The sequence below is a fragment of the Nocardia pseudobrasiliensis NBRC 108224 genome (assembly GCF_001613105.1).
Taxonomy (GTDB): Bacteria; Actinomycetota; Actinomycetes; order Mycobacteriales; family Mycobacteriaceae; genus Nocardia; species Nocardia pseudobrasiliensis.
Genome location: NZ_BDBS01000036.1, coordinates 49274 through 67342, shown reverse-complemented (window position 1 = coordinate 67342; position 18069 = coordinate 49274). Strand labels below are relative to the sequence as shown.

The 18069-nt window shown below is 67.1% G+C and carries 19 protein-coding genes and 1 pseudogene; 11 read left to right on the top strand and 9 right to left on the bottom strand.

The genetic code is table 11. The features are described 5' to 3' along the window. Positions 1-191: 191 nt before the first annotated feature. Positions 192-1097, top strand: a complete 906-nt coding sequence (locus NP4_RS26745) for a helix-turn-helix domain-containing protein (RefSeq protein WP_068003415.1) — start codon at positions 192-194, stop codon at positions 1095-1097. Continuing rightward, a complete protein-coding gene (locus NP4_RS26740) occupies positions 1081-1269 on the top strand; it encodes a DUF397 domain-containing protein (RefSeq protein WP_373863872.1) in 189 nt (62 codons plus the stop codon). Before NP4_RS26745 ends, NP4_RS26740 begins: the two co-directional genes overlap by 17 nt. Positions 1270-1304: 35 nt before the next feature. Here NP4_RS26740 and NP4_RS26735 read toward each other — a convergent pair whose 3' ends face one another. Together NP4_RS26735 and NP4_RS26730 are read right to left on the bottom strand one after the other, a co-directional pair. Beyond that, a complete protein-coding gene (locus NP4_RS26735; RefSeq protein WP_068003411.1) occupies positions 1305-1739 on the bottom strand; it encodes a GNAT family N-acetyltransferase in 435 nt (144 codons plus the stop codon). Between the two features lie 4 nt (positions 1740-1743). Then, positions 1744-2130: a helix-turn-helix domain-containing protein gene (locus NP4_RS26730; RefSeq protein ID WP_068003407.1), complete on the bottom strand. Its 387-nt coding sequence runs from the start codon at positions 2128-2130 to the stop codon at positions 1744-1746. A gap of 66 nt (positions 2131-2196) precedes the next feature. Between NP4_RS26730 and NP4_RS26725 the strand changes: the two genes are divergently transcribed. Beyond that, the gene (locus NP4_RS26725; RefSeq protein ID WP_068003584.1) at positions 2197-3099 is read left to right on the top strand and encodes an LLM class flavin-dependent oxidoreductase; all 903 of its coding nucleotides are present in this window, start codon (positions 2197-2199) and stop codon (positions 3097-3099) included. Here the strand turns inward: NP4_RS26725 and NP4_RS26720 are convergent. After that, on the bottom strand, positions 3096-3983 hold the full coding sequence (locus tag NP4_RS26720; protein ID WP_068003405.1) for an alpha/beta fold hydrolase: 888 nt from the start codon (positions 3981-3983) through the stop codon (positions 3096-3098). The two genes, NP4_RS26725 and NP4_RS26720, sit on opposite strands and share 4 nt — an antisense overlap. 123 nt (positions 3984-4106) lie before the next feature. Between NP4_RS26720 and NP4_RS26715 the strand changes: the two genes are divergently transcribed. Beyond that, the gene (locus tag NP4_RS26715) at positions 4107-4589 is read left to right on the top strand and encodes a hypothetical protein (RefSeq protein WP_068003403.1); all 483 of its coding nucleotides are present in this window, start codon (positions 4107-4109) and stop codon (positions 4587-4589) included. Positions 4590-4593: 4 nt separating this feature from the next. Here NP4_RS26715 and NP4_RS26710 read toward each other — a convergent pair whose 3' ends face one another. Together NP4_RS26710 and NP4_RS26705 are read right to left on the bottom strand one after the other, a co-directional pair. Further along, on the bottom strand, positions 4594-6075 hold the full coding sequence (locus tag NP4_RS26710) for an alpha/beta hydrolase (protein ID WP_068003400.1): 1482 nt from the start codon (positions 6073-6075) through the stop codon (positions 4594-4596). Positions 6076-6170: 95 nt separating this feature from the next. Then, complete coding sequence (locus tag NP4_RS26705; RefSeq protein WP_082876250.1) at positions 6171-7334, bottom strand: pyridoxal phosphate-dependent aminotransferase; 1164 nt, start codon at positions 7332-7334, stop codon at positions 6171-6173. Between the two features lie 101 nt (positions 7335-7435). On the opposite strand from NP4_RS26705, the gene NP4_RS26700 reads away from it, so the two are divergent. The 4 genes from NP4_RS26700 to NP4_RS26685 all read left to right on the top strand — a co-directional run bounded on the left by NP4_RS26700 (position 7436) and on the right by NP4_RS26685 (position 9872). After that, positions 7436-7801 (top strand): VOC family protein, encoded by a 366-nt coding sequence (locus NP4_RS26700; RefSeq protein WP_068003393.1) that lies wholly within the window; start codon positions 7436-7438, stop codon positions 7799-7801. Between the two features lie 257 nt (positions 7802-8058). Continuing rightward, the gene (locus NP4_RS26695; protein ID WP_068003391.1) at positions 8059-8310 is read left to right on the top strand and encodes a hypothetical protein; all 252 of its coding nucleotides are present in this window, start codon (positions 8059-8061) and stop codon (positions 8308-8310) included. A 45-nt stretch (positions 8311-8355) separates the two neighbouring features. Further along, positions 8356-9462: an FAD-dependent oxidoreductase gene (locus tag NP4_RS26690; protein WP_245998340.1), complete on the top strand. Its 1107-nt coding sequence runs from the start codon at positions 8356-8358 to the stop codon at positions 9460-9462. Positions 9463-9596: 134 nt separating this feature from the next. Further along, complete coding sequence (locus NP4_RS26685; protein WP_147288031.1) at positions 9597-9872, top strand: hypothetical protein; 276 nt, start codon at positions 9597-9599, stop codon at positions 9870-9872. 11 nt (positions 9873-9883) lie between these two features. Here the strand turns inward: NP4_RS26685 and NP4_RS26680 are convergent, their stop codons facing one another. Then, on the bottom strand, positions 9884-10933 hold the full coding sequence (locus NP4_RS26680) for a zinc-binding dehydrogenase (RefSeq protein ID WP_068003388.1): 1050 nt from the start codon (positions 10931-10933) through the stop codon (positions 9884-9886). Between the two features lie 141 nt (positions 10934-11074). Between NP4_RS26680 and NP4_RS26675 the strand changes: the two genes are divergently transcribed. Beyond that, entirely contained in the window at positions 11075-11770 is a 696-nt protein-coding gene (locus tag NP4_RS26675) for a helix-turn-helix domain-containing protein (RefSeq protein ID WP_211335911.1), read from the top strand. A gap of 38 nt (positions 11771-11808) precedes the next feature. On the opposite strand, the gene NP4_RS26670 is transcribed toward NP4_RS26675, so the two are convergent. Both NP4_RS26670 and NP4_RS26665 read right to left on the bottom strand, forming a co-directional pair. Further along, the gene (locus tag NP4_RS26670) at positions 11809-13026 is read right to left on the bottom strand and encodes a cytochrome P450 (RefSeq protein ID WP_068003386.1); all 1218 of its coding nucleotides are present in this window, start codon (positions 13024-13026) and stop codon (positions 11809-11811) included. Between the two features lie 20 nt (positions 13027-13046). Then, entirely contained in the window at positions 13047-13238 is a 192-nt protein-coding gene (locus NP4_RS26665; RefSeq protein ID WP_068003575.1) for a ferredoxin, read from the bottom strand. Between the two features lie 100 nt (positions 13239-13338). Between NP4_RS26665 and NP4_RS26660 the strand changes: the two genes are divergently transcribed. Further along, the gene (locus tag NP4_RS26660) at positions 13339-16461 is read left to right on the top strand and encodes an AfsR/SARP family transcriptional regulator (RefSeq protein WP_211335912.1); all 3123 of its coding nucleotides are present in this window, start codon (positions 13339-13341) and stop codon (positions 16459-16461) included. On the opposite strand, the gene NP4_RS26655 is transcribed toward NP4_RS26660, so the two are convergent. After that, positions 16458-17096, bottom strand: coding sequence for a DUF4097 family beta strand repeat-containing protein (locus tag NP4_RS26655; protein WP_068003571.1), 639 nt, complete (start codon positions 17094-17096; stop codon positions 16458-16460). The genes NP4_RS26660 and NP4_RS26655 overlap by 4 nt on opposite strands. A gap of 309 nt (positions 17097-17405) precedes the next feature. Here NP4_RS26655 and NP4_RS43205 point away from each other — a divergent pair. Then, a pseudogene (locus NP4_RS43205) lies at positions 17406-17936 on the top strand (CPBP family intramembrane glutamic endopeptidase); the annotation flags it as partial. Positions 17937-18069: the final 133 nt, after the last annotated feature.

The following is an 18069-nucleotide window of genomic DNA, read 5'->3' as shown; positions in this document are numbered from 1 at the left end:
GGGGCTACCTCTTCCTTCAAATCCCTCCCGGGCGCTGCGTAAGCACAGCTCGAACGTGGTCTCGGGGCAAGGATTCGGCTGAATTCGTGTGTTCTCCGAGGTCGTGATCCGGAGCTGCCGAGACGAAGATCCGGAAATCGGATGAGTCTCATCCACAATTCGCGGATTTCATCCATAGCCAGGAGGGTGCTATGCCGGACAACGATCCCGCCCATCCAGCCGACGGGCCTGCCATACCCCGGCGTCAGCTGGGGCGATTGCTTCGCGATCTGCGAGCCGGCGCAGGGTTGACGATCGCGCAGATAGCTAGGCTCATAGAGAGAGGCACGACGACTGTCCAGCGGATGGAGGCGGGCACGACGGCCCGTGTCGATCTTGATGCCATCGAGGCGTTCTGTCGGGTCTGCGGCGCGGACGGTACTACGACGGAGGCCCTGAAGGGGCTGGCGCAGCAAGGGAACTCGAAAAGTTGGTATCACAAGTATGGCGATCTGATACCCGCGAACTTCGATGTCTACCTGGGGCTGGAGGCCGAGGCTGAAATGTTGACGTCCTTCCAGGAACGGATTCCGGGCCTGCTTCAGGCCGCCGACTACGCTCGCACCCTGTTTCGGCACGGGTATCCGAACGAGTCTCCGATGGACATCGAGCGGCGGGTGGAGATGCGAATCCGACGCCAGCTCTTGCTCACTCGCAGGGATCGGCCGGTACGCCTCGACCTCATCCTCGAAGAGACAGCCATCCGTCGAGTGATCGGCAGTCGTCGGATAATGCGGGCCCAATGCCGTCACTTGGCGGATATGAGTACCCGACCGAACATCACCATTCGAATCCTGCCCTACTCCGCAGGCATACCGTTGGGAGAGCTGACCGGACCCCTGATCATTATGGACTTCCCGAAAGGGCCTATCGGAGAGCCGATTGAACCAGCGCTGGTGTATGTGGAAGGCTACCGCGGCGCAATATATTACGGGGAGGACGATGACGTCCGCGCTTATCGGTCCGCGCACCAAGCTTTGGCGCGTGTAGCGTTGAGCCCTGAGGCCAGCAGGGCACTGTTGAGGCAGGTCGCAAGGGAGTATGAGCGTGAGCGTTGATCTATCCGAGGCGGATTGGTTCAAGAGCAGTCACAGCGGTGCCAGCCAGGAGTGCGTCGAGATAGCCTTCCTCCCCGGCGGCACAGTCGGCGTCCGCGACTCCAAAGACCCGACCGGCCCGGCTCTGACCTTCACCGCCGAGGACTGGGACACCTTCATCGTAAACATCTGAGCACGGCCCCGGGCGAGTCCCCGGGGCCGCTGCCGTCAAAGCTGTACCACGTACTGGATAAACCCCCGATTCACCCCGACCTGGTCGTACAACCGCCGCGCCGTCGCATTGCTCTCATGCGTATGCCAGTACACCCGCGCGCAGCCATGCTCCCGGGCCCAACTCTGCGTGGCCGTAATCAGCGCCCGCCCAACGCCTTTGCCGCGCACCGTCGGATCGGTGAACAGGTCCTGGAGATAGCAGACGTCCGCGGTCGTCGTGCTCGGGTGTACGAGGAAATGCGCGATGCCCACCAGCTGATGGTCTATCCGCGCGCCGAGGGCGTGGATGCGGTCGGCGCTCTGGATTTCCTTCCAGGCTCGGTCGGCGATGTCGAGGGTGAGGTCTCGACCGTAGAAAGTGTTGTATCCGGCGAAAAGTCGCTCCCAGGTGGCGCGGTCGCCCGCGTGCAGCGTTCCAACTTCGATCACCCGCTCATTCTGGAACAGGAAGGGCGACGGTGGCACGGAAGGCCGCGCAGTGATCGAGGGAATTCCCGTGCGGGCACTCGAGTAGGGACCGCAGGTAGGCGCGCGCCGTATTCAGTTGGGCCACATCGGATTCGATGGCGGCTATTCGGGCGGTGACGATCTCGCGCCAATCCTCGGTGGCGAGGGCGGTGGCGATCTCGTCGATGGGGAGTCGGCCGGTGCCGCGCCAGCGTTGGATCAGCGCGATGCGGTAGACCTGGTCGCGGTCGTAATACCGATGCCCGGAGCGACGGCTGGCGGTGATCAGGCCGCGGCGCTCCCAGTAGTGCAACGTCGAGACGGGGACGGCGAAGTGATCGGCGACTTGCCGGATGGAGGCCAGTTCGTTCACCGCAACAGTTGAACTCAACCGGGGTTGAGAAGGCAAGATTCGACTTACCGGATCGAGAGGATGAATATGCCGATATCCCTGGGTGTTTCGCTACCGACCGTGCCGTCGCCGGGGGCGATGATCGGCGATATCCCCGCACTGGCACGACATGTCGAGCAACTCGGACTCGACGCGATGTGGACGGCCGACTATCTGAGTCCCCGAGGGGCCCTACTGGAGAGCACGGTCGCGCTCGCCGCGGCCGCCGCCGTCACGACCCGCGTACGGCTGGGCTTCGGTGTGATGCTGCTGGCGTTGCGACAGCAGGCGTGGGCGGCGAGACAGCTGGGCTCGCTGCAGTATCTGTCCGGCAATCGGATCATGCTCGGTGTCGGGACCGGTGTTCATCGGCACGAATGGTCGGCCGCCGGAAGTCCGTTCGCCGATCGCGGCCGCAGGACGGATCTCATGTTGAGCGCGTTGCCGGACCTGCTCGCGGGCAGGCCGACGGCCCTGCTGACCGAGCCGGGCGCGCCGACCGTGACGCTCGAACCGGCTGTACCCATGCCGGAGATCTGGGTGGGCGGTATGTCGGATCGCGCGTTGCGCCGCGTCGTCGAGCACGGCGCCGGCTGGTTGGCCTCATTGCTGACGCCCGCCGAACTCGCCACTCGCGCGGGCGCTCTGGAAACGATGGCGGCCGATGCGGGTGCGCCCATGCCCGAACTCGCCACGACCGTATTCGCCGCGCTGGGCGCGGACGCAGAAAGGCGGGGTCGCGAACGCGTGGTCCGCTTCCTGTGCGGGCTGACCGGGCTGGCCGAGTCGCGCGTGAGTCCCCTGGTGATCAGCGGGTCGCCCGAGAAGCTCGCCGAACGGCTCGACGACTATCTGCGCGCGGGCGCGAGGACCTTCGTGGTCAATCTGTCCGGACCGGATCTGCCCGGCCAATACGACCTGCTCGCCCGCACCCGCGAACTGCTCGGCTAGGCCGTCTCCGCCGCCAGATCCAGCAGTTTCCGCCGTACCAGATCCGGCCGTTCCTCGGGGATGAAATGGCCGCAGCCGGACACGTATTCGATCGTGTAATCGTCCGCGTCGGCGGTTTCGGCAGAGGCCAGGGCATGGTGGATGGCGCTGTCGTTCTTGCCGAACAGGGCGCGGATGGGCAGGGTGGCGCGGGGGCTGCGGGTGCGGCCGAGGGCAGGGACCTCGCGCAGGAGGAAGGTGCGGTAGGTATCGGTGGCGGCGCGGGCGGTTATCGGGTCGCGGAAGCGTTCGGTGTAGGCGCGGATCACCTCGGGGGAGAATTCCGCGTGGTTGGTTACGCCGCGTTGGAATACCTGAGTGAGGAATGGGGTGCGTTGTTGCAGCGGCATTCCGAGTCCGGCGACCAGCGGTTGGTACAGCAGGAAGCGCCAGGCGTGCGGTGCGAAGGTGCGTGGGCTCTGCCAGGGGTGGGCGATATTCAGGGGTATGAAGCCGGAGAAGCGCTCCGGCTCGCGCAGGGCCATCAGGAAGCCGACGTAGCCTCCCCAGTCGTGGCCGATCAGCAGCGCGCGTGGCAGCTCCAGCGAATCGAGCAGGGCTAGAACGTCGCTGGCGATCTCGTCCTTGAGCCAGCGGTGCGGGGGCGGGCCGGACCAGCCGTAGCCGGGCAGGTCGGGTGCGATGACGCGCAGGCCCTCGGGTGGGTCGGCGAGCAGGTGGCGGTAGGTGTAGTGATGTTGGGGCCAGCCGTGCAGGGCGACGACGGGGCGACCGTCGGCGGGGCCCGCCTCGGTGACATGGAAGCGCACGCCGCGCGCGGTGACGGTGGATCTGCGCACCCCCTCGATCCGCGGTGGTTCCAGGGCCGTTCCGGTACTCGCCATACCGCGATGCTAACCAGCGGATAACGCGACAGGCGCGCCACGCGAACGATTTCCGCCTGTGGGCGGACAATTCTCCGACCGTGGCATGACAATGGACGCGGCAGAACGAGGAGGAGCGGGGCGATGCCGAACAAGTTCGAATCACCTGCGGGGTGGTCTCCCCCCGGGGCGGAGTTCCAGAGCCGCGGGGTGACCGCAGGCACCTGGGCGGGGGTGCTGTTCAGTCTGGTGGTGACTCCGATCGGGATCGCGCTGGCGGCCAAAGGCGGCGCCGACATCCGCTACTGGGTGATCGTCGGCGCCGTCACCGATCGCGCGACCGCCTCGCTCGAGATCATCGGCGGGTCACTGCTGTTGCTGCTGGTGGCGGCGTTGGCGACCTTCACACCGGCGGGCACGATCGTCGCGAGTCTGGTGTGGGGGATCTTTCCGGGAGTGCTGCATCTGCTGTTTCCCGATGACACGTTCCGGTTGATCGGAGATCTGCCGTTCCTGTCCAGTGCGATGAAGGTGGCCGTGCACGCCTGGGTCACTTACGGTTTCGCGCTGATTTCCGGATTCATGCTGCTGGGGGCGGGATTGGTCGGGCTGCTACGGCGGCGATGACCGGCTATTCGCAGACCTTGGTTCCGGCGACCTCGGGATGCTCGAGGTAGTGGACGACGAAATCGTCTCCGCAGCGGTTGATTTCGTTGAAGACGAAGGTGTGACCGTCGCCCTCGCGGATCAGCAGCGGGCTTTCGAGGTACTGGGCCATGCGTTCGGCGTTCTGTACGGGGGTGGCCGGGTCGTGCCGGGTGCCGATGAACAGTACGGGCGCCGAATCCTTCGCGCGGTGTGGCCGGTAGGTACGGGCGGTGCCCGCGGTCGGCCAGAAAGCGCAAGTGTCGAGCGGGAATTCGGCCGGGCGAGGCTGGTAGTCGTCGTAGGTCGCCGCGTCGTAGATCTTGGCGGCGTCGGCTTGCGCTGTTGCTCGGTCGGTGGTCGGATCGGCGATATCGGCGCAGGTGATCGCCTCCAGCGCGCCGCTTCGGGGAGCGCCGGAGTCCCGGTACGCCAGTCGGTACATGGCGGTGCCGTCGCCGTATCGGACGGCGGTGAGCGCGTTCAGGAAGGCGGTCCAGTTCTGCGGCCACGGGAAACTGGCGGCCAGCGCTGCCAATATGGTGTCCGGCCCGACCGGATCCCACGCGTCCGTCGGCGCCGGACCCTTCTCGACGGTGCGCAGGATATTGTGAAAGACGTTCTGCGCCTGGGCCGGATCATTGCCGAGTGGGCAGGGAAAACGTCCACCCTCGCGATAGGAGGTCGCGCAGTAGGCGGCTACTCGATCGAATGTGTCCTGGTGGCCGCGGTATTGGCCGGCCCGCATTTCGACACTGTTCTCGGTGACGTCGACGACGCCGTCGAGTGCGGCGGCCCGGTAGCGGCGTGGATAGCGGTCGATGTACATCGCGGCGATCTGGGTTCCGTATGACATGGCGAGCAGATTCAGCCGCTGCTCACCGAGCACCCCGCGAATGATGTCGAGATCGTCGGTGGCCTCGTCGGACCCTATGTGCCGCAATATCTCCGAGCCGGTGGCGCGCACGCACGCGTCGACGAAGACACGGCTCGCGGCTTCCATGGCGGCGGCCGTGACCGGTTCCTCGGTGAGTTCGTCGCCGTTGGAAACGCATCTGATCGCGGGGGTCGACTGGCCGACGCCGCGCGGGTCGTAGGAGACGATGTCGTAGTGCTGGCGGATCGGTTCGGGGAAGGGCATATCGAGCATGGACAGCCCCGGATCGCCCGGGCCGCCGCTGATCAGCACGAGGGTGCCGTGTTTGGCCGCCTTCGCCGGGAGGCGCGCGATGGGGATGGAGACCTTCTTCGCCGATGCGCCGGTATTTCGATAGTCGAGCGGGGCGAGGATGCGTGCGCAGGTACTGCCCGCCGGGGGAGTGTCCTGGAACCAGTCAGGGTTGTTGCTATCCGAGCAGGGACTCCACCTGATCTGCTGGTGGTAGAAGGCGTCGCGGTTCTGCTGCGTCTCGGCCGCGCAGCCGGAGAGCAGCAGCATCGCGGCACACAGCGGGACGAGCGCGCGCATGGATCCGAAAATATACCCTCGGTCGCGACCGTGAAAAGTTCGGGTGCGCAGTGATTTTCGTGGTCTGGTACATCGAGCGGCCGCTGGTACTGTGATCAGCTCGGTTGCTTCAGGCGGCGTGCGGCTTCGGCCAGGGTGGCGTCGCGTTTGCAGAAGGTGAAGCGCACCAATGTTTTCCAGGGGGCGGGATCGTCGGCGAATACATGGACGGGGACCGCGGCGACGCCGATTCGACGGGGCATGGTGCGGCAGAAGCTCAGTGCGTCCGGCTCGCCGAGCGGCGCTACATCGGCGCACAGGTAGAAGGTTCCCGCGCCGTGGCGGACACCGAATCCGGCCTCTTCCAACGCTTTCGACAGCAAGTCGCGTTTGATCGCCAACTCGTCACGCCAGTGGGTCACCCAATCCCGCTCGTCGTCGAGGGCGTAGGCGACCGCCTGCTGGAACGGGCCGCCACCGGCGAAGGTGAGAAATTGTTTGGCGGCCAGGACGGCGTCGATCAGCGGTCGCGGCGCGCAGGCCCAACCGATCTTCCAGCCGGTGACGCTGAATCGCTTGCCCGCACTGGACACCACGATCGTTCGCTCCCGCATACCGGGCAGCGTCGCGAGGGAGATGTGGTCGACGCCGTCGAAGGCGAGGTGCTCGTACACCTCGTCGGATAGGACGAGAAGGTCTTTATCGCAGGCGATCTCGGCGATGGCGAGCAGGGTGGCGCGGTTCAATACCGCGCCGGTCGGATTGTGCGGGGTGTTCACCACGATCATTCGGGTCGCGGGGGTTATCGCGCCGCGCAGGCTGTCGATATCGAGTGTGAAGCCGTCGCCGTCGGATACCAGGCGCGCGGTGCGGCGCCGAGCGCCGGCCATGGCGATCGCCGCCGCGTACACATCGAAATACGGTTCGATCAGCACGACTTCCTGATCGGGCTCGACCAGGCCCAGAATAGCCGCGCTCAATGCTTCGCTCGCGCCGACCGTCACCAGCATTTCGGTGTCGGGATCGTAGTCCAGACCGATGCGCGCGCGGTCGCGGGCGATCGCCTGCCGCAGCGCCGGTAGGCCGCGGGCGGGCGGGTATTGATTGAAGTTGTGCGTGATCGCGTCCCGCGCGACCTCGAGCATGGCGGCGGGGCCGTCCGAATCCGGAAAGCCCTGACCGAGATTCACCGCGTCGTGGCGCAGCGCCAACTCGGTCATCTCCGCGAAGATCGTCGAGGCAAACGGGCGTAGGCGCCGCACGGTATGTGATGAGGCCACACAGACAGGCTAGGTCCTTGGGCGCGAAATAAAGTGGACCTCGGTCCGGTTACCCGGAAAAGGTGAAGACGCCCCGGGGGTTTCGGCTCTAGGGTGGAGCGATGTCTTCGGTCAAACAGGTTCAGATCACATTCGATTGCGCGGAGCCCGAGCGCGTTGCTCGATTCTGGTCCGAGGTGTTGGGGTACGAGCATCGGGGCACGGCGTGCGTCGATCCCACGGGAGTGGGTCCGCGGTTGTACTTCCAGCGAGTTCCCGAAGGAAAGGTCGTGAAGAATCGGGTGCATCTGGATGTGCGCGTCGGGACCGGGCTCGTGGGTGCGGAGCGGCTGGCCGCGCTCGAGGCCGAATGCGCCCGGCTGATTCCGCTCGGTGCGGTCCGCGGGCAGTTGCTGCTCGCCGACGAGGAGAACGAGTCATGCCTGAACATGCAGGACATCGAGGGTAACGAATTCTGTCTCGACTGAATGGCTGCTTCGACGCGTGATACGGCCCGACTCCGAAGCAGGAGTCGGGCCGTTGCCATGGATCCGGAAATACTCAGCGGCATACGTTTTCGAGCCGATCGAGGGCCTTGTTGTATTCGGAGTTGTCGTCGGTCGAAGCCGTGCTGAAATCATCACTTTTCCTTCACGGCGGAGATTTCGACGAAATACGTGATCCATACCGATTCCTCAGAGTTGGCTCACCGTTCCGTCACCTGTGCGGCGGAAGAATCGTCCAGATGAGTGTTGTGACGGATGCGGAGATCCTGGTCGCGCTTCTTCCGCTGTATCCCCTTGTCGCCGAGCGTGAGGCGATGATGCGGGCGGCGGAACGCGGGGATCGGATGGTCGAGCTGGACAACGAGATATTCCGTACGGCGGCCGAGGCGCTGCGCGGGATCGGACTCGCACAGGTGGCGTGGGCGGTCGAAGCGGTGGCGGACAATCGCTTGCGGCTCGGCACGGCGTCAGGCCCGCGCATGCGGGCGTAAGTCGGGTGCAAGGGGCGTGCAACCCGGGCGGGGAACCGTTGTGGCGTGACCGAATACATAGAGCGGCAAAGTCATTCAGTGGCGATCGTCGGCGCTGGGCTCGGCGGGCTCGCGCTCGCCCGGGTTCTGCATCTGCATGGCATCGCGGCCACCGTCTACGAGGCGGACGCCTCGCCGGCAGCGCGTGCGCAGGGCGGATTGCTCGATATCCACGACTACAACGGACAGCGGGCCCTCGAGGCGGCCGGGCTCATGGCGGAGTTCCGCGATATCGTCCTGGAGGGACGGCAGGCGTTGCGGGTGCTCGAGCCGGGCGGCAGGGTCGTGCTCGATCACGCCGACGACGGCACGGGCGGTCGGCCCGAGGTGCATCGGGCCGAGTTGCGGCGGATTCTGTTGGAGTCGCTCCCGGCGGGCACCGTTCGCTGGGGGCGCAAACTCGACGCTGTTCGCCCGCTCGACGCGGGTCGCCATGAGTTGACCTTCGCCGACGGCTCCACCGTCGTCACCGATCTGTTGATCGGTGCGGACGGGGCATGGTCGCGCGTGCGGCCGCTGTTGTCCACGGCCACACCGGAATACACCGGCACGTCGGCGGTCGAGACCTACCTGTTCGATGCCGATGTCAACCATCCCGCGGCCGCGCGAGTCGTCGGCGGGGGATCCATGATCGCGCAGGCATCGGACCTGGCGATCTTCGCGCATCGGGAAATGGATGCGACACTGCACGTTTACCTGCTGCTGCAGCGGCCGCTGGAGTGGTTCGCCGATATCGACTTCACCGACGCGACCGCCGCCACCGCGCGGCTCGTGCGGGAATTCGACGGCTGGGCACCGGAACTCACCGCACTGCTCACCGACAGCGATACCGCGCCGTCGCTGCGCCCGCAGTACAGGTTGCCGAACGGGCATCGCTGGGATCGAGTCGCGGGCGTGACCCTGCTCGGCGACGCCGCCCACCTCGCGGCCCCGACCGGTGAGGGCGCCAATCTGGCCCTGCTCGACGGGGCCGAACTCGGCAGGGCGCTCGCCGAGCACCCCGGCGACATCGAAACCGCACTCGCCCAATACGAACAGGCCATGTTCGCTCGCGGCGTCGAGATGCCGCCGGAGGCCATCGACTACTTCGAGAAGCTCATGCTCTCGCAATGAGCCGTACGGCTGGTACTCTACTATCGAACGTATGTTCGAGATTTGTGGTTCGGTGCCGTTCGAGGAGGCGCTGAGGCTCTCCCTCGTGCATGCTACGTGAGTACGCGAATTCTCAGTCTTGTCCGGAGTGCACTGTGCCATCTCATCGCACCCAACCGAAACCGTTGTCCGACAGCGAGATTCGGCGCATCGCCGCCGATGTCGAGGCGGGGCGTCGACGCACCGTGTGGTTCACCGCCGATGCGGTGGGCATGACGGAAGGGCGTTCCGGCAAGGTGGTCGCTGTTGCCGATCGGTCCGAACCCGACTATCTACGGGTGCGACCGAGCGGCTCCAGCGACACACTCGCGTTCTCGCCCGCCGAGTTGACGCTCACCAGACCCGAGCGGCAGGCCGCGCCGAAGGGGTGAACGAACCTCGGCTATGTCGCCGATCCGATTCGGCTGTCCGCCAACTGCTTTCGATCGCCGACATGCCGCATCGACGGCAGCACCACGAGTTTTCCGGTGGCTGCGTCGTTTTCCATGTGCCGGTGGGCGGCGACGATATCGTCGAGGGCGAAGACGCGATCGAGATGGGGACGGTAGCGGCCGGATTCGATTTCGCGAATGATCCGCTGCAGGGTCGGCGCACCCGCAGCGCCCTTGACGGTGTCGCTGTGGAAGGCGGTGAGTCTGGTTCCCGACGGGATCATCGCGATCGGTTCGAACTCCCGGATCGTCCAGCCGCTGAGTGAGCCCGCGACGCAGACTGTTCCGCCGCGGCGGACCAGGTGCAGCGAGTCCACCGCGGTCCTCGCGCCGACGAGGTCGAGGACGTGATCGGGGCCCTCGGGCCAGATCTCACGCAGCTTCGGGGCTCGGGATTCGCCACCGTCGAGCAGGACGTGGTCGACGCCCGCGGCGGTCAGGGCCGCCATCTTGTCCGGTCGCCTCGTCGTGGCCGCGATCTCGATGCCGCGACTCGACGCGATCGAGGCGGCGGCCATCCCCACCGACGAGGAGCCGCCGCGAATCAGTAACCGCCCCTTGCCATTCGGATCGATGCCCAGCGCGTCCAGCGCGCCCTGCGCGGTCAGATACGTTTCGGGCAGCGCGGCCAGGATTTCCCACGGCAGCGTGGTCTCGATCGGCATCAGCAGCGAATTCGGCAGCAGCGCGTATTCGGCGTAGCCGCCGTCGAATTCCCGGCCCATCTCGCCCATCACGGCGGCGACGGTCGTGCCCTCCGGCAGGGCGGGATCCGTCGACGCCGCGACGGTGCCCACGCATTCGATCCCGAGTACCCGGGGAAAACGCACATTCGGGGAGTGTCCCTGCCGGGTTCTGAGCTCCGATCGGTTCAGGCCCGCGGCCCGGACACGGACCAGACTCCAGCCCTCGCGAAGCGCGGGGACGGGTATTTCGCGGATCTCCAGGACCTCCGGGCCGCCCGCCCGGACGCAGACCGCCGCTCGCATCGTGTCGCACATGGGTTCACTGTCGCCGCGAACCGGTGCGGCCGACTACCGATAGAATGCCAACTTATGCCCATCGGCCGCCAATCTGCCGGGACGGGTGTGACCTCGCGCCTGTGGCCGTCGGGTGGGGTGCACCTGTGGCCCTCGGGTGGAATGAGTACGGCGCATGCCCATTCGCGGGGGCATCTGGTGTACGCGGCCCGGGGCGTGCTGTCGGTGTACACCGAGGGCGGCGTCTCGATCGTCCCGGCCAACCGAATCGCCTGGACTCCAGCGGGATTCACGCACCACCACCGCTCGCACGGGCAGATCGACATGCGGATCGTATTCCTCCCCGCGTCGCTGGCCCGCCTCGCTCCGCCGCGTCCCGCCGTCTTCGCGGCGACCGGTCTTGCCCGCGAACTTCTCCTGACTCTCACCAGCGCACGCGATTTCGATCGCGGCGCCCGCGCCCGACTGCATCGCGTCCTGCTCGATGAACTGCGCGAAGCGCCCGAGCAGGCGCTGCAACTGCCGCAGCCGCGCGACGACCGGCTGCGGGCCGTGACCGATCGACTCTACGAAAACCCCTCGGAAACAAAATCATTGGCCGAACTCGGCCGGGCGGTCGGAGCCAGTTCCCGCACCCTGAGCCGACTGTTCCACGACGAACTCGGTATGACCTTCTACGAGTGGCGCACCCAGCTGCGCATCCATCACGCCCTGATCCTGCTGGCCGAGGGGCACGACACCATCCGCGTCGCCCACGCCTGCGGATGGGCCAATCCCAGCGGTTTCATCAAGGCCTTCACCGATATCGTCGGCACCACGCCTGGACGCTATATACGCACATCGTATTTCGAGACCTGAGGGCAGGCGAAGGCCCGGCGCTCGGGCCGGGTCGTGGCCTAGGAATCCCATGTGACCGGAAGCTCATGTACGCCATAGATGTTCATATCGGTCCGCAGTTTCACCTCCGCGGCGGGAATGGCCAGTGCGAGGGTTGGGAAGCGGCGGATCAGCCCACCGAATCCGGCGCGCATTTCGATACGGGCCAACTGCTGGCCCAGGCACTGATGGATGCCGTGGCCGAAGGACAGATGGCCGCGGGCCTTGCGGTGGATGTCCAGGGCGTCGGGGTTCTCGAAACGCTGGGGGTCGCGGTTGGCCGCGAGCAGTGAGACGACGACGGTCGAGCCCTCGGGGATCGTCTCGCCGCCGAGTTCGATGTCTTCGGTGGCATAGCGATAGAAGATGTCGGCGACGGACAGATAGCGCATGAGCTCCTCGACGGCGTCGGGCATCAATTCCGGGTCGGCGCGCAGGGCGGCCAGTTGGTCGGGATGTTCGAGCAGGGCGAAGGTGCCCAGCGACAGCATGTTCGCGGTGGTCTCGTGGCCCGCGAGCAGCAGCAGGAATGCGATGCCGACCAGTTCCTCGATGGTGAGGTCGTCCTGGCGGGCCAGATCCGACAGCAGGTCGTCGCCGGGTTCGGCGCGTTTGCCGATGACCAGTTCGGCCAGATAGGCGTTCATCGCGCCGAAGGCGGCCATCTTCTCCTCGAGCGTCTGATCCTTCACCAGGAACTGAGCGGAGTTGACCTGGAAGGTCTTCCGGTCCGCGTAGGGGACGCCGAGCAGTTCGCAGATCACCAGCGAGGGCACCGGCAGCGCGAAATGCTCGACCAGGTCGACGGGCGGGGTCAGGCGGGCCAGCTCGTCGAGTTGCCGCTCGGTGATCTCGATGATGTGGTCCTCGAGCTGCTTCATGCGGCGCACGGTGAAGGCGCCGATCAGCTTGCGCCGCAGGCGGGTGTGGTCCGGCGGGTCCATGGCGATGAACAGACCCGGAAGCTGCGGGGAGGGTTCGGTCGCGGCGGGCATGCCGGGGGTTTCGTAGGGCACATGGACGATGCCGAGGTCCTGGCGGGAGCTGAACCGGGTGTCGGCCATGAGTTTGCGGACCGCCTCGTAGCCGGTGACCAGCCAGCCCTCGTGACCGTCGGGGAAGTGCATGGGACTGACCGGGCGAGCCGCGCGCAGCCGGGTGATCTCACGCGGCGGGTCGAACGGGCCCGCGTCGCGGTTCATGGGCAGGCCGTTGGGGACGGAAACTTGCTGGTTCATGGGTTTTCCTTATAGATCGTCTAGTGAATGGTGATCGCGCCGGACGGGCACAACTGGGCGGCCTCGCGGACCGCCCGCTCGTGTTCGGGCGCGGGGACCCGGCGCAGCGGCAGGACGCGTCCGTCGTCGCCGTCCTGGTCGAAGACGTCGGGAGCGGTCAGCGCGCACATACCCGCGCCGATGCAGCGCTCCCGGTCCACCTCGATACGCACGGTCCTGTCTCCGTGGACCTTTCGCGGCTCGGCATTGGCTGAACTGTTCACCCCCGAACTGTCGCCGGTGCGGCTGATACCGGCCTGATACCGGGCTGACATGGGAGGGCAGAATGGTCCGGTGCAGATCGGAATGCTCGGACCACTTGAAATCCGAACAGATGAGGGCGGATTGCTCGAGGTGCCGGGCGCTCGGCTGCGGGCGCTGCTGATCGCCCTCGCGCTCGAACCCGGCCGGGTGGTGTCGAAAGGCAAACTCGTCGACTGGATCTGGGGTGAGCAACCGCCCGCGGACGCGGCGAACGCCCTGCAGGCGCTGGTGTCCCGGCTGCGCCGGGCGCTGCCGGACGGATCGCTCGACGGGCAGGCGGGTGGATATCGGCTGACCGTGCGACCGCACGACGTCGACGCGGTGCGCTTCGAACAGCTGCTCGACCAGGCTCGGGCCGGGTCGGACGGACAGCAGGCCCCGCTGCTGCGCGAGGCGCTCGATCTGTGGCGCGGCGAGCTGATGCAGGACGTCGAGGTGCGCGACAGCGAGGCCGTCGAGGCGGTGATCGTGCGATTCGAGGGGTTGCGGCTGGCGGCCGCCGAGGATCTGTACGAGGCGGAGCTTCGGCTGGGTCGGGGTGCGGAGCTGGTCGCCGAGCTGACCGAGCTGGCGGCCCGGCATCCGGTGCGCGAGCGCCTGGCCGCCGCGCTGATGCGAGCGCTGGCCGCCGCGGGCCGGGGTGCGGAGGCGCTGGTGGTGTATCAGAACGCGCGTGAGGCGCTCGCGGATACGTTGGGTGTGGATCCCTCGCCGGAGCTGTCGGATCTGCATGTGGCGCTGCTGCGCGGTGAGGTGGGCGCGCAGGAGAAGGATCGCAGGACCAATCTGCGCGCCGAATTGACCCGGTACGTCGGCAAATACCCCGATATCGCCGCGGTGCGCGATCTGCTCGCGAGCCATCGGCTCGTCACCCTCACCGGACCCGGCGGCACGGGGAAGACCCGGCTCGCCCTGGAGACCGCGCGGACGCTGCTCGACGATCTGCCGGACGGGGTCTGGCTGGTGGAATTGGCGCCGCTCGGTGCGAATGGCGATGTGGCGCAGGCGGCCCTGGCCGCGCTCGGAGTTCGGGACGCACTGCTCGGCGGCGCGCCGAATGCGGAGCCGATGGATCGGCTGATCGCGGCGCTGCGCGAGCGCGAGACACTGCTGATCCTGGACAACTGTGAGCATGTGATCGAGGCCGCGGCGGCGTTCGCGCATCGGGTGCTCGGGGAATGTCAGCGGCTGCGGATCCTCGCGACCAGCAGGGAGTCGCTCGGCATCACCGGTGAGGCGCTGTGGCAGGTCGAGCCGTTGGCATTGCCCGCCGCGGTGCAGCTGCTGCGGGATCGGGCCGAGGCGGTGCGCAAGGATCTCGGCGAGGACGACCGCACGTCGGCGACCATGGAACGGGTCTGCCGGGCGCTCGACGGGATTCCGCTGGCGATCGAGCTGGCCGCGGCGAGGCTGCGAACCATGTCGCTGGATCAGCTCGCCGATCGTCTCGACGACCGGTTCCGATTGTTGACCGGCGGCAGTCGGACCGCGATACCGCAGCATCGGACGTTGCGCGCGGTGGTCGACTGGAGTTGGGAGCTGCTCGGCGAGGCCGAGAAGACGGTGCTGCGCAGGCTCGCGGTGTTCTCCGGCGGTGCGAGTCTGGATGCGGCGGAACGGGTTTGCGTCGGCGACGCGGTCGAGCAGTGGGAGGTGCTCGAGTTGCTGACCGCGCTGACCGAGAAATCACTGCTCGTCGCCGAGGACGAGGGGCCGCGGTATCGGATGCTCGGGACGATCAAGCAGTACGCCGCGGACCGGCTCGCGGAGTCGGGGGAGGCGGATGCGGCGCGGCGGGCGCATCTGGCGTATTTCGTGGCGCTCGCGGAAGCCGCTGAGCCGCAGCTGTTTCGCGCCGAACAGGTGCGGTGGCTCGCGACGCTCGAGGCCGACCACGACAATATCGTGGTCGCGATGCGCGGCGCGCTCGCGGCGGGCGACGCGGAGCAGGGGATGCGGCTCGCGGCGGCGGCGGGCTGGTACTGGTGGCTCGCCGGACACAAGGGTGAGGGCGCGGAGCTGATCACCGCGGCCGCCGAGATGTCCGGTGCGGTGGACGATCAGACGCGGGCCATGGTGTACGCGATGGTCGTCCATTTCGTCCTGAGCTCCGGGCGCAATGACGAACGCCGCGTGGGGGATTGGATTCACAAGGCGTATGAGCTGAGTCGGCACGGCCGGGCGCGCTCGCCGCTGCTGGGCCTCGTCGGCGCGCTGGAACGGATGCTGCGGGGGCCCGAGGCGTTCCTGTCCGCATTCGAACCGCTACTGGCCGACGAGGATCCGTGGGTGCGGGCGCTGGCCCGGCTGCAGATGGGTAAGCAGCGGATCATGGTCGGCCAGGCCGGACGGGAGGTGGACGGATACCTCGAGAGCGCGCTCGCCGAATTCCGGGCCCTCGGCGAGCGCTGGGGCATGTCGTTCGCGCTGACCGAGCTCGCGGATCGAATCGCCATGCGCGGCAAGTTCGCCGACGCGTGCGAGCTGATCGAACAGGCGGTCGCGGTGGTCACCGAGATCGGTGCGATCGACGATGTCGTGCGGATGCGGTCGCGGCAGGCTCAGCTGTACTGGTTGCTGGGCGATGAGGGGGCCGGCGCGGCCGCCCTGGCCGACGCGCAGCGGTGCGCGGAGCAGGTGGGTTGGCCGAACACCCTGGCCGAGGTGGCGTTGGCCCGGGCCGTGCTGGCTCGCTGGAGTGGCGACACCGAACAGGCGTATCGCCAAATCGACTCGGCGACAAAACTGTTGGGTAGCGATGCGGAGCAGTTGAATGTCAAGGCGTTGATTCACGATCTGCTCGGCTATCTGTCCGACGATCTCGACGAAGCGCGTGAGCAGCACGCCGCGGCCTTCCGGGAGGCGGCCGAGGCGGGACATGCGCCGGCGGTGGCCCAGGTACTGGTCGGGATCGCGGATCTGGCGCTGCGGGCCGGACAGGACGAGCAGGCCGCGCGATTGCTCGCGGCGAGCGCGGCGGTGCGCGGACTGCCCGATCTCTCCCAGCCGGATGTGGCCCGGATCGAGGAGGCCGCACGCCGTCGCCTCGGTGACGCGGGCTTCACCGAGGCGACGAGCGAAGGGGCGCAGGCGGATTGGCGTGAACTGGCGGAGGTCACGCTCACCCGTTAGGCGGCGGTGGCGTGGCGGATGACGATGTTGCCGCAGGCGTTTCGGGCGTAGACCCGCACGGTCTCCCTGTCGTCCTGCGCCACCGGTCCCATCTGATTGTGGACCGCGCCGTTCTGAGCATTCACCTCCAGTCGCGCCGCGCTGCCCGCCGCGATGCCGATTTCCAGTTCGCCGGTGGAGGTTTCCAGCCGCAGCACGCCGCGGGCGGCCTCGCCGATGCGGATGTCGCCCTTGGCGGCTGTCGCGGTCACCGAGCCGAGCGGGCGTTCGACGGTGATATCGCCCACGGAGACCTTCAGCTCGCTGTCGCCGAGTTCGCCCAGGCCCAGTACGCGGCCCACGCTGGTGCCGGCGTTGAGCCGGGATCCGGCCGGGACCTCGATGGTGACCTCGATCGACGGGTTGCCGCCGAAGGGGGTGTAGGTCCGCCAATCCTTCGGCGTGGTCACGGTGAGGGTGTCGTCGGCGAAATCGACCAGGGTGTGTTCGGCGGCGCGCACATCGGCCTTCTTGGACTCGTCGGCGGGCAGGATCGTGACGACGGTGTCGGTGCGGTCCGAGGCGATCACGGTGATGTTGCCGGAGAGCACGTCGGCGGTGACGGTGATCGGGTTCGGGGTGGTGAAAGTGGTCATGATGTTCATCCTTCGAGGTGTGTCTCGGTTGCTGATGTGAATACATTCGCCGGTTCGGCTGATACCGAACTGATGTCGCCCTGATACGGCACCTGACACCGGGGATGGAAATCAGGGATCTCCCGGAAGCGGTGCGCGGGCCCGATTCCGTAGCGTCGATCGGCGAACGGCGACCGAGAGGAGAACGGTGTGAGCGCCGATGCGGCCCGGCGAGGGCTGGCGGTTTATCTGGGTCTGCTGATCGCGCTGTCGGCCCCGGCCACCGTCTACATTTTGGTCGCGCGCAATCCGTTGGGGATCTGGGCGCTGATGTGGGCGCCGGGGATCGCGTCACTGCTCACCCGCCTTATTCGACGAGAGGGGTTGCGCGACATCTCATTACGCCTCGGCGGTGCGCGCGGCTGGCGCGGGCTGGGGCTGGCGGCGCTGTATCCGGTCGTCATCGGATTCACCGCCTACGGACTGGCGTGGGTCAGCGGGGTGGTCGAGTTCGTGCCGAACCCCGAGGTGTTCCCGGCCGGGTCGAACCGGATCGCGATGGTGGCGCTGCTGCTGGTGACCGGTCTGGTGACGGCTCTGGGCGAGGAGCTGGGATGGCGCGGCTACATGCTGCTGCGGCTCATCGATGCCGGAGTTCCGCGGCCGATTCTGGTCAGTGGATTGATCTGGGCGACTTGGCATCTCCCGGTGATCATCGGCGGGGCCTACCTGAGCGAGAGCGGTTCCCTGCCCGTGATCGTCGTGCTGTTCGTCATCCAGATCACGGTCGGTTCCTACCTGTGGGCCTGGCTGCGCCTGAACACCGGCAGCGTCTGGCCCGCGGTGGTCCTGCACGCCTCCTGGAACATCGTCATCCAGGACGTCCTCGAGACCCACACCTCCGGCGCGGGCTGGTTGTGGCTCGACGAACAGGGCATATTCATGCTGGCCGCCAATATCGTCGGCGTGTTGGTGATCTGCCGCGGTCCGTGGC